The organism is Streptomyces colwelliae, from assembly GCF_048158785.1.
Taxonomy (GTDB): Bacteria; Actinomycetota; Actinomycetes; order Streptomycetales; family Streptomycetaceae; genus Streptomyces.
This window is the reverse complement of the sequence record NZ_JBLTJC010000409.1, coordinates 1-8,698: the sequence shown is the minus strand read 5'-3', so window position 1 is coordinate 8,698 and position 8,698 is coordinate 1. Positions and strand designations below refer to the sequence as shown.

At 69.8% G+C, this 8,698-nt stretch carries 8 protein-coding genes and 1 tRNA gene; 4 read left to right on the top strand and 5 right to left on the bottom strand.

Translation table 11 applies throughout. From position 1 onward, the window contains the following. Nucleotides 1-432: 432 nt before the first annotated feature. The 4 genes from ACNFOC_RS45805 to ACNFOC_RS45790 all read left to right on the top strand — a co-directional run bounded on the left by ACNFOC_RS45805 (nucleotide 433) and on the right by ACNFOC_RS45790 (nucleotide 3,134). Nucleotides 433-1,695 carry a GlxA family transcriptional regulator gene (locus ACNFOC_RS45805; RefSeq protein WP_416964929.1) on the top strand — a complete coding sequence of 421 codons (1,263 nt, stop codon included), beginning with the start codon at nucleotides 433-435 and terminating at the stop codon, nucleotides 1,693-1,695. A 119-nt stretch (nucleotides 1,696-1,814) separates the two neighbouring features. After that, nucleotides 1,815-2,417 (top strand): oligoribonuclease, encoded by a 603-nt coding sequence (gene orn, locus ACNFOC_RS45800; RefSeq protein ID WP_363098772.1) that lies wholly within the window; start codon nucleotides 1,815-1,817, stop codon nucleotides 2,415-2,417. Nucleotides 2,418-2,499: 82 nt separating this feature from the next. Continuing rightward, a tRNA-His gene (locus ACNFOC_RS45795) sits at nucleotides 2,500-2,575 on the top strand. A gap of 61 nt (nucleotides 2,576-2,636) precedes the next feature. Beyond that, a complete protein-coding gene (locus tag ACNFOC_RS45790) occupies nucleotides 2,637-3,134 on the top strand; it encodes a GNAT family N-acetyltransferase (protein WP_416964928.1) in 498 nt (165 codons plus the stop codon). Here the strand turns inward: ACNFOC_RS45790 and ACNFOC_RS45785 are convergent. From ACNFOC_RS45785 to ACNFOC_RS45765, 5 genes are all read right to left on the bottom strand, one after another. Beyond that, the gene (locus tag ACNFOC_RS45785; protein WP_416964927.1) at nucleotides 3,106-3,891 is read right to left on the bottom strand and encodes a serine/threonine-protein kinase; all 786 of its coding nucleotides are present in this window, start codon (nucleotides 3,889-3,891) and stop codon (nucleotides 3,106-3,108) included. The genes ACNFOC_RS45790 and ACNFOC_RS45785 overlap by 29 nt on opposite strands. A 64-nt stretch (nucleotides 3,892-3,955) precedes the next feature. Beyond that, on the bottom strand, nucleotides 3,956-5,011 hold the full coding sequence (locus ACNFOC_RS45780) for a LacI family DNA-binding transcriptional regulator (RefSeq protein ID WP_416964926.1): 1,056 nt from the start codon (nucleotides 5,009-5,011) through the stop codon (nucleotides 3,956-3,958). 108 nt (nucleotides 5,012-5,119) lie between these two features. Continuing rightward, nucleotides 5,120-6,574 (bottom strand): GH1 family beta-glucosidase, encoded by a 1,455-nt coding sequence (locus tag ACNFOC_RS45775; RefSeq protein WP_416964925.1) that lies wholly within the window; start codon nucleotides 6,572-6,574, stop codon nucleotides 5,120-5,122. A 168-nt stretch (nucleotides 6,575-6,742) separates the two neighbouring features. Next, complete coding sequence (locus tag ACNFOC_RS45770) at nucleotides 6,743-7,663, bottom strand: carbohydrate ABC transporter permease (RefSeq protein WP_416964924.1); 921 nt, start codon at nucleotides 7,661-7,663, stop codon at nucleotides 6,743-6,745. A gap of 14 nt (nucleotides 7,664-7,677) precedes the next feature. Further along, nucleotides 7,678-8,601, bottom strand: a complete 924-nt coding sequence (locus ACNFOC_RS45765) for a carbohydrate ABC transporter permease (RefSeq protein WP_416964930.1) — start codon at nucleotides 8,599-8,601, stop codon at nucleotides 7,678-7,680. Nucleotides 8,602-8,698: the final 97 nt, after the last annotated feature.

The following is an 8,698-nucleotide window of genomic DNA, read 5'->3' as shown; positions in this document are numbered from 1 at the left end:
GCACAGGGGCGGGCGGCACGCCGGGGGAAGTGCACCGGTCGACTGACCGGTTTCCGCGCACGCGCCCGACGCTTTTCAGCCAACTTCCGGTCATCGCGCATCCGTTGTCCGAACCACCCCCCAACCCCCGTTCCACCTGCACGGAAAGGGTCTGGGAGGCCTTGCGCACCCTACGGGGATTGGCCACTAAGACGAGGCGCACTTCCCTGCACGGCCCACGAGTGCAACGCTTCGTGATCGAATGCTTCACGCCAAGTTGCCATGTCGACAATGTGCCGGTTGCCGAACTGGTCACCCCGGCACCACTGGACACAGTAGATTCGATCTTGACGTCTTACGGCGGGGGACTCGTGCAGGACCGAGGGGAAACGTGCTGGAGCGACAAGCCCGACAAGATAGGGGCGACGCGACCACCGAGGGGGGCTTAGCAGTATGAGCCACGACTCCACTGCCGCGCCGGAAGCCGCGGCCCGGAAGCTTTCCGGGCGACGCCGCAAGGAGATCGTCGCGGTGCTGCTGTTCAGCGGCGGCCCCATCTTCGAGAGTTCCATACCGCTGTCGGTGTTCGGAATCGACCGGCAGGACGCCGGAGTTCCGCGCTACCGCCTGCTTGTGTGCGGCGGCGAAGAAGGTCCGTTGCGCACCACGGGCGGGCTGGAACTCACCACACCGCATGGCTTGGAAGCGATCTCACGGGCGGGCACCGTCGTCGTGCCGGCCTGGCGGTCGATCACCTCGCCGCCGCCGGAGGAGGCACTCGACGCGATCCGCCGCGCGCACGAAGAAGGGGCCCGCATCGTCGGCCTGTGCACCGGCGCCTTCGTGCTGGCCGCGGCGGGCCTGCTGGACGGCCGTCCCGCGACCACCCACTGGATGTACGCACCGACGCTGGCCAAGCGCTATCCGTCGGTGCACGTGGATCCGAGGGAACTCTTCGTCGACGACGGAGACGTACTCACGTCCGCCGGTACGGCGGCCGGAATCGATCTCTGCCTCCACATCGTGCGGACGGACCACGGCAACGAGGCGGCCGGCGCGCTCGCCCGGCGCCTGGTGGTCCCACCGCGCCGAAGCGGCGGTCAGGAGCGCTACCTCGATCGGTCTTTACCAGAGGAGATCGGCGCCGACCCGCTCGCGGAGGTCGTCGCCTGGGCGCTGGAGCACCTCCACGAACAGTTCGACGTGGAGACGCTGGCGGCACGCGCGTACATGAGCAGGCGTACGTTCGACCGCCGCTTCCGCTCGCTCACCGGGAGCGCTCCCCTGCAGTGGCTGATCACGCAGCGGGTGCTTCAGGCGCAGCGCCTGCTGGAGACGTCGGACTACTCGGTGGACGAGGTCGCGGGTCGCTGCGGCTTCCGCTCGCCGGTGGCCCTGCGCGGCCATTTCCGGCGCCAGTTGGGCTCGTCGCCCGCCGCCTACCGGGCCGCTTACCGCGCCCGCAGGCCCCAGGGCGACAAGCAGGCGGACGGCGACGGCGCTCCCGGCCAGCCCGGCGGTCCGGCGTCCCTGGGTCCGGCCGGGCTGCCACCCGCGCTGCACCCGGACGGCCCGGTCCCGATGCAGACACGTCGTACGGCGGCGAGCGCGCTGTCGGCGACGGCGTCCGCGTCGGCCGCCTCGGCGGAGAACGGCCGTGAGGCGTACGCCACAAGTCGGGCGGCGAGTCTGCCCGGCCAGCGGAGCGCGACGTAGCGACAGCACGCCCCCGGAGGTCTCTCGCAGGAGATCTCCGGGGGTTTTCGCATGCCCCGCGGCACAAGGTCACCGCACGGTCGGTCCAGCCGGGCGGCGCGCACCTTAAGGTTAGACACATGAACGATCGCATGGTGTGGATCGACTGCGAGATGACCGGCCTCTCGCTGTCCGACGACGCTCTCATCGAGGTGGCCGCCCTCGTCACCGACTCCGAGCTGAACGTGCTCGGCGAAGGGGTGGACATCGTCATCCGCCCGCCGGACCAGGCGCTGGAGACGATGCCGGACGTAGTACGCCAGATGCACACCGCATCCGGCCTGCTCGACGAGTTGGCCGGCGGTACGACGCTGGCCGACGCCGAGGAGCTGGTCCTGGCGTACATCCGGGAGCATGTCAAGGAGCCGGGCAAGGCCCCGCTGTGCGGCAACTCGGTCGGTACCGACCGCGGTTTCCTCCTCCGTGACATGCCGACCCTGGAGGAGTACCTCCACTACCGCATCGTGGACGTGTCCTCGGTGAAGGAGCTGGCCCGCCGCTGGTACCCGCGGGCGTACTTCAACAGCCCCGAGAAGAAGGGCAATCACCGCGCCCTCGCCGACATCCGCGAGTCCATCGCCGAGCTGCGCTACTACCGCGAGGCGATCTTCGTCCCGCAGCCCGGTCCCGACTCCGAAACGGCCCGCACGATCGCCGCGAAGCACGTCCAGCCCACCTCGTAAAAGGCGTGCGCGAGCACCCCTTCGGACCCTGTACACTTTTTCTCGGCCGGTCGGAAACTTTCAGAGTGAACGACCGGGCATGGTGGGTGTAGCTCAGCTGGTAGAGCACCTGGTTGTGGTCCAGGAAGTCGCGGGTTCAAGTCCCGTCACTCACCCCAAGTAATCAGCCGGTGACTTCGGAAACGAAGTCACCGGCTGATTCGTTTTCCGGAGCCTCCCATGTACCCAGCGCGCATCCGCACCACCCGTCTCGACCTCCTCCCCCTCCGTGCGGAGCACGCCACCGAGATGGCCACGGTCCTCTCCTCCCCCACCCTCCACACCTTCACCGGCGGGGCTCCCCTCACTCCCACCGCGCTTCGCACTCGTTACGAGCGCCTGGTCGCCGGCTCCCCGGACCCGGCGGTCTCCTGGCTCAACTGGGTCCTCTGCCTCCGCACCGATGCCCACCTCGCGGGCACCGTCCAAGCCACCGTGACCGGGTCCGGGGCCGAGATCGCCTGGGTGGTCGGGGCACCCTGGCAGGGCCGAGGCCTGGCGAGCGAGGCGGCGCAGGGCCTGGTGTCGTGGCTCGAAGAACACGCGGTCTCTACGATCGTGGCGCACATCCACCCGGACCACCGGGCATCCGCGGCGGTCGCCACGGCGGCGGGCCTGACGCCGACCGACCAGTGGCAGGACGGCGAGATCAGGTGGCGGCGCGCCACGCGTCCGTGAACTCCCGTACGCCCACGAACCGTTCGGCGGGATCGGCGCGGGTGGCCCTTTCCAGGACGGCGAGTTGACCCGCGGTCCCCCGCCAGGCCCGCTCGCCATCGCCGACGTCGAGAAGGAGGCGAGCGGTGCGGCCGAGCGCGTAGACCGTCGTACGGATGTCGATGCGGGCGCCATGGTGCCACTCCTCGGGGGCCATGAACCGGGCGGACCCGGGGAGTCGGTCCTCCTGGAGGAGGAAAGGGCCGGGCCGGTATTCGTCGAGGTCGATGAGATGCAGGACGTCGCCGCCGAAGTCGTAGAGGAACGCCCCGTCGTACAGATCGACCGCCACCATCCCCGCGGCCTCCACCGCGAGATGCGCGTCCAGGACGCGGTCGACGGCGCGCAGCACGGAGGCGAGGGGCAGGGCACGGAACCGCGCCCGGGCGGGGCCGTAGAGCGACTCCCCGTGACGCCAGGGCATGACGACCGCCGTACGCCCACTGTCCGCCACCGCGATCCGATGCAACTGCGGGACGATCGCCGGGTGCCGCACCACCCGGTGGAACTCCCAGGCACCGTCAAGTGAGGCCTGGGCGGCGGCAGTTGTCGCCTCCTTCACGAACCAGCGTTCCCCGTCCGGGAGTTGGACACCGTAGGAGACACACCCGGAGTCCTGCTCACGGAAGGACCGGAACACCTCGCCCACCGTGCGGAGGTAGGGCTCGGTGGCGGGGATCCTGTCGACGGCCAGGAGGGGATGAGGACGGGGTGTCATGGGACCCAGCCTGGACGGTGAACGGCCGGGTGGGGAGAGGAAACCCCTGACGCGCCCCCTTCTTTCAGGACGACGCCCGAATCACCAACTCCGTTGCCAGTACCGCCTGTCGGCGTTCCAGGCCCCGGGACGTGGACGGGCGGCGGTCCGCGATCTCGGCGAGGAGCAGGTCGATCATCGCGCGGCCCATTTCCTCTATCGGCTGGCGGACGCTCGTGAGGGGTGGGTCCATGTGGCGGGCTATGGCCGAGTCGTCGTAGCCGACCAGGGCCACGTCGTCGGGGATCACGCGGCCCTCCTCGCGGAGGACCTGGCGGGCGCCCGCCGCCATCACGTCCGAGCCGGCGAAGACCGCGTCCACGTCGGGGCGGCGGGCCAGCAGTTCCTTCATCGCCCGGCGGCCGCCCTCCTCGGTGAAGTCGCCCGGCTGGATGAGGTGTTCGTCCACTTCGTGGCCCGCGTCCAGGAGTGCCTCGCGGTAGCCGTCGACGCGGCGCTGGGCGCCGTACACGTCGAGGAGGCCGGTGATGTGGGCGATGTGTCTGCGACCGCGGGACAGGAGGTGTTCCACGGCCGAGCGGGCGCCGCCGTAGTTGTCGGAGTCGACCGAGGTCAGGGGCTCGGCGGCCGACCGGGGGCCGCTGATCACCGCCGGGATCTCCAGCGCGGCCAGCAGGTCCGGCAGCGGGTCGTCCGCGTGGACCGAGACGAGCAGGACGCCGTCCACACGGTGCGCTGCCAGGTACTGGGCGAGGCGCTGCCGCTCCCGGTCGCTGCCCGCGAAGATGAGCAGCAACTGCATCTCGGTGTCGGACAGTTGGGTGCCGACGCCCTTGAGCATGTCCGAGAAGTACGGTTCCGCGAAGAAGCGGGTCTCCGGCTCGGGGACGACGAGGGCGATCGCGTCCGTGCGGTTGGCGGCCAGCGCACGGGCCGCCGTGTTCGGGACGTACTCGAGCTCCGCGACCGCCGCCTCGACGGCGGCGCGGGTCGCGTCGCTGACCCTGGGCGAGCCGTTGATCACCCGGGAGACCGTGCCGCGGCCCACACCGGCACGGGCGGCGACCTCCTCCAGGGTCGGCCGCCTGCCGCCCCGGTTCCGCCCACCGCTGACCGCCATGGTCGCCGCCTTCCGTTCGCAGCTTTCAGGCCAGGAATGTAACAGCCGAGGCCCGGACGCCCCGCCCTCCATCGTCCCTCGTCGACCGGGGTCCTCGCCCGTCGGGCCTCACCCGTCCTCGCCGGCCGTCGGCAGCGCGTTCCCCCGGATCACCCCTGCGTACCAGTGGGCGCTCGCCTTGGGGATACGGCGCTGCGTGGAGTAGTCGACGTAGACGGCGCCGAAGCGCTTCGAATAGCCGTAGGACCATTCGAAGTTGTCGAGGAGGGACCACAGGAAGTAGCCGCGCACGTCCGCTCCGTCGGTGATGGCCCGGCGGACCGCGTCGAGGTGGGAGTGCAGGTAGGCGATCCGCTGCGGGTCGTTGACCACGCCCTCGGGGGAGACGTAGTCGTCGAACGCGGCGCCGTTCTCCGTGACCATCAGCGGCAGCCCGGGGTGCGATGCGGCCAGGTCGGTCAGGAGGGTGTGCAGGCCGCTGGGGTCGATCGCCCAGTTCATCGCCGTGAGGTGGTCGTTGGCGAGGTGGAAGTCCACGTTCTCGGAGCCGGTCCACGGTGAGTGGGCGCTCGCGCCGTGGCCGTCGTTCTTGGTGGTGCCGGTGCCGGAGCCGGCCGAGACGACGGTCGGCGCGTAGTAGTTGACGCCGAGCACGTCGATGGGCCGGGAGATCTCGGCCAGGTCGCCGTCGCGCACCAGCTCCGCCCAGTCGACGAGATGCGCGGTGTCGGCGCGCAGGTCCTCGGGGTAGGCGCCGTCGAGCAGGGGGCCGGTGAAGATCCTGTTGCCGACCGCGTCGATACGGCGTGCGGCCTCCGCGTCCTCGGGGCTGTCGGTGAGCGGGCGCACCTGGTGCAGGTTGAGGGTGATGGAGGTCTGCGCGGAGGCCGGCAGGACCTCGCGCAGCGCCCCGACCGCCAAGCCGTGCCCCAGGTTGAGGTGGTGGGCGGCGCGCAGGGTGGCCGCCGGGTCGGTGCGGCCCGGCGCGTGCACCCCCGAGCCGTAGCCCAGAAACGCGCTGCACCAGGGCTCGTTGAGGGTGGTCCACAGGCCGACGCGGTCGCCGAGGGCCCGGCCCATGATCTCGGCGTAGTCGGCGAAGCGGTGCGCGGTGTCGCGCTGCGGCCAGCCGCCCGCGTCCTCCAACTCCTGTGGCAGGTCCCAGTGGTAGAGGGTGGCGACGGGGGTGATGCCGGCCGCCAGGAGCTCGTCGGCGAGCCGGCGGTAGAAGTCGAGACCGCGCTCCACGGCCGGTCCGCGGCCGGTGGGCTGGACCCGGGACCAGGAGATGGAGAACCGGTACGCCTTCAGACCGAGGTCCTTCATCAGCGCCACGTCGTCGCGGTACCGGTGGTAGTGGTCGGCGGCGATGTCGCCGGTGTCGCCGTTGCGCACCTTCCCCGGCGTGTGGCTGAAGGTGTCCCAGATGGAGGGGGTCCGGCCGTCCTCCGCGGCGGCACCCTCCACCTGGTAGGCGGCGGTGGCGGCACCCCAGACGAAGCCCGGGGGGAAGGTGGTGGCGGAGGCCGGCTCGGCCTTGGTTTCCTGTCGTACGGCAGTCATGTGAGCGCTCCCGGAGTGGGGTGAGTAGACGCCGGACGGCGATCCGGCGGTGAGGGGAAGCGGACGGGGCACGACGGCGGGCGCCCGGCCGGGTACGGCCCGCGTGCGGAGCGGGCCGTACGGGACGGTGAACGGGGCTTGCCCGAACGGGAGTTGGGCAGTCCGGCGTCAGCCCTTGACGGCGCCCGCCATGATGCCTCCGATGATCTGCTTGCCGAAGATCACGAACACCAGCAGCAGCGGCAGGGTGCTGATCAGCGCTCCGGCCATGACGATGCTCTGGTCGGGGGTGTAGGAGGCGCTGAGCTGGCCGAGCGCCACCTGGATGGTGGGGTTGTCCTGGTTCAGGGCGAGGAAGGGCCAGAAGAAGTCGTTCCACGCCTGCACGAAGGTGAGCATCCCGAGCACCATCATCGCGGGCCTGGCCGCGGGCAGGACCACGTTCCAGACGATGCGGATGTTGGACGCCCCGTCCACCTTGGCCGCCTCGATGAGCTCGTACGGCAGGGCCTCCGACAGGTACTGGCGCATGAAGAAGACACCGAAGGCGCCGACGAGGGTCGGGAAGATCACCGACTCCAGTTTTCCGCCCCAGCCGATGTCCGCCATCATCATGAACAGTGGTACGACGCTGAGTTGGGGCGGGATCGTCAGGGTGGCGATGACCGCGGTCATCAGGGCGCCACGGCCGCGGAAGCGCATCTTGGCGAAGGCGTAACCGGCGAGGGTGCAGAAGAACAGCGTGGCCGCGGTGATGCAGCCCGCCACGATCACGGTGTTGACGATCGCCTTCCCCAAGTGGGCCTGTTCCCAGGCCGCTTGGAGGTTGCTCCACAGCCGGCCGCCCGGCAGGAACGGCGGCGGGCTGTCGAGGACCCGCTGCTGGTCGTGCGAGGCGGCCACCAGCGTCCAGTACAGCGGGAAGATCGAGAACAGGCCTACGACGGTCAGGGTGGCGTAGGTGAACGGGCCGCCCTTGAGCTGCTGGCCGGCGCCCAGCTTGAAGCGTCGGCGGCCCTCGCCCGGGGTGATGGGCAGCGGCGCCGGGTCGAGGTCCGGCGCGGTCTTGGTGGGGCTGGTCGTGGTCATCGATATCGCTCCCGTCAGGCCGCGCTGTTGCGCACGAACCGGCCGACGATCCAGTTGATCAGGGCAATGAGCAGGAGCAGGACGAGCATGGCCCAGGCCACGGCCGCGGCCGGGCCCAAGTGCCCAAGTTTCCAGCCGTAGTTGAAGAGATAGATGCTCAGCGTCTCGTACTGGTGCTCGCTCCCCCCGGTGGAGCCGAGCGTGCCGCCCTGGAGCAGCAGCGGCTCACCGAACAGCTGCATGGAACCGATGGTCGAGATGACGATGGTGAACAGGATCGTCGGCCGCAGCGAGGGAACGGTCACCTTGCGGAACTGCTGCCAGCGCGTCGCTCCGTCGATCGAGGCCGCTTCGTACAGGTCGGCGGGCACGGCCTGCATGGCCGCCAGGTAGATCAGGGTGTTGTAGCCGGTCCAGCGCCAGATCACGATGATCGAGATGGCGATCTTGGACGTCCACTCCCCGTTGCCCCAGTCGGTGTTGCCGATGCCGACGAAGTGCAGCACCCAGTTGAGCAGACCTCCGTCGGCCCGGAAGACCAGGGCGAAGACGAGGGCCGCGGTCGCCACCGAGGTGGCGTACGGGGTGAGGATCACCGTCCGCCAGACCGTGCTGGCGCGCAGCTTGTAGTTGAGCAGGTGCGCCAAGCCCAGGGCCATCAGGAGCTGCGGGACGGTCGAAATGACCCCGATGACAAAGGTGTTGGTGACGGCCGTCCAGAACTCGGAGTCCTGGAGGATCGTGGCGAAGTTGTGCCAGCCGACCCACTCGGACTGGTTCAGGCTCGTCATCTCCACCCGGTGCAGGGCTATCCAGCCCGTGTACAGCATCGGGTAGAGGCCGAAGGCACCGAAGACGAGGAAGAAGGGGGCGATGTACGCGTACGGCGACGCCTTGTCGTCGAAGCGCCACACCGCGGAACTGGACGTCGGGTACATCTCGAAGGTGTAGTCGAAGATCTTCTGACTGCCCCAGAGGTAGTCGTCGATCGAACCGTCCGTGATGTACAGGTCGCTGGACTGCTCGGCCGTGTAG

What these genes read in the sequence shown, in the direction of transcription:
- ACNFOC_RS45805 (WP_416964929.1), top strand. Translation starts at nt 433, where the DNA reads ATGAGCCACGACTCCACTGCCGCGCCGGAAGCCGCGGCCCGGAAGCTT.
- orn (WP_363098772.1), top strand. Translation starts at nt 1,815, where the DNA reads ATGAACGATCGCATGGTGTGGATCGACTGCGAGATGACCGGCCTCTCG.
- ACNFOC_RS45790 (WP_416964928.1), top strand. Translation starts at nt 2,637, where the DNA reads ATGTACCCAGCGCGCATCCGCACCACCCGTCTCGACCTCCTCCCCCTC.
- ACNFOC_RS45785 (WP_416964927.1), bottom strand. Translation starts at nt 3,891, where the DNA reads ATGACACCCCGTCCTCATCCCCTCCTGGCCGTCGACAGGATCCCCGCC.
- ACNFOC_RS45780 (WP_416964926.1), bottom strand. Translation starts at nt 5,011, where the DNA reads ATGGCGGTCAGCGGTGGGCGGAACCGGGGCGGCAGGCGGCCGACCCTG.
- ACNFOC_RS45775 (WP_416964925.1), bottom strand. Translation starts at nt 6,574, where the DNA reads ATGACTGCCGTACGACAGGAAACCAAGGCCGAGCCGGCCTCCGCCACC.
- ACNFOC_RS45770 (WP_416964924.1), bottom strand. Translation starts at nt 7,663, where the DNA reads ATGACCACGACCAGCCCCACCAAGACCGCGCCGGACCTCGACCCGGCG.
- ACNFOC_RS45765 (WP_416964930.1), bottom strand. Translation starts at nt 8,601, where the DNA reads ATGTACCCGACGTCCAGTTCCGCGGTGTGGCGCTTCGACGACAAGGCG.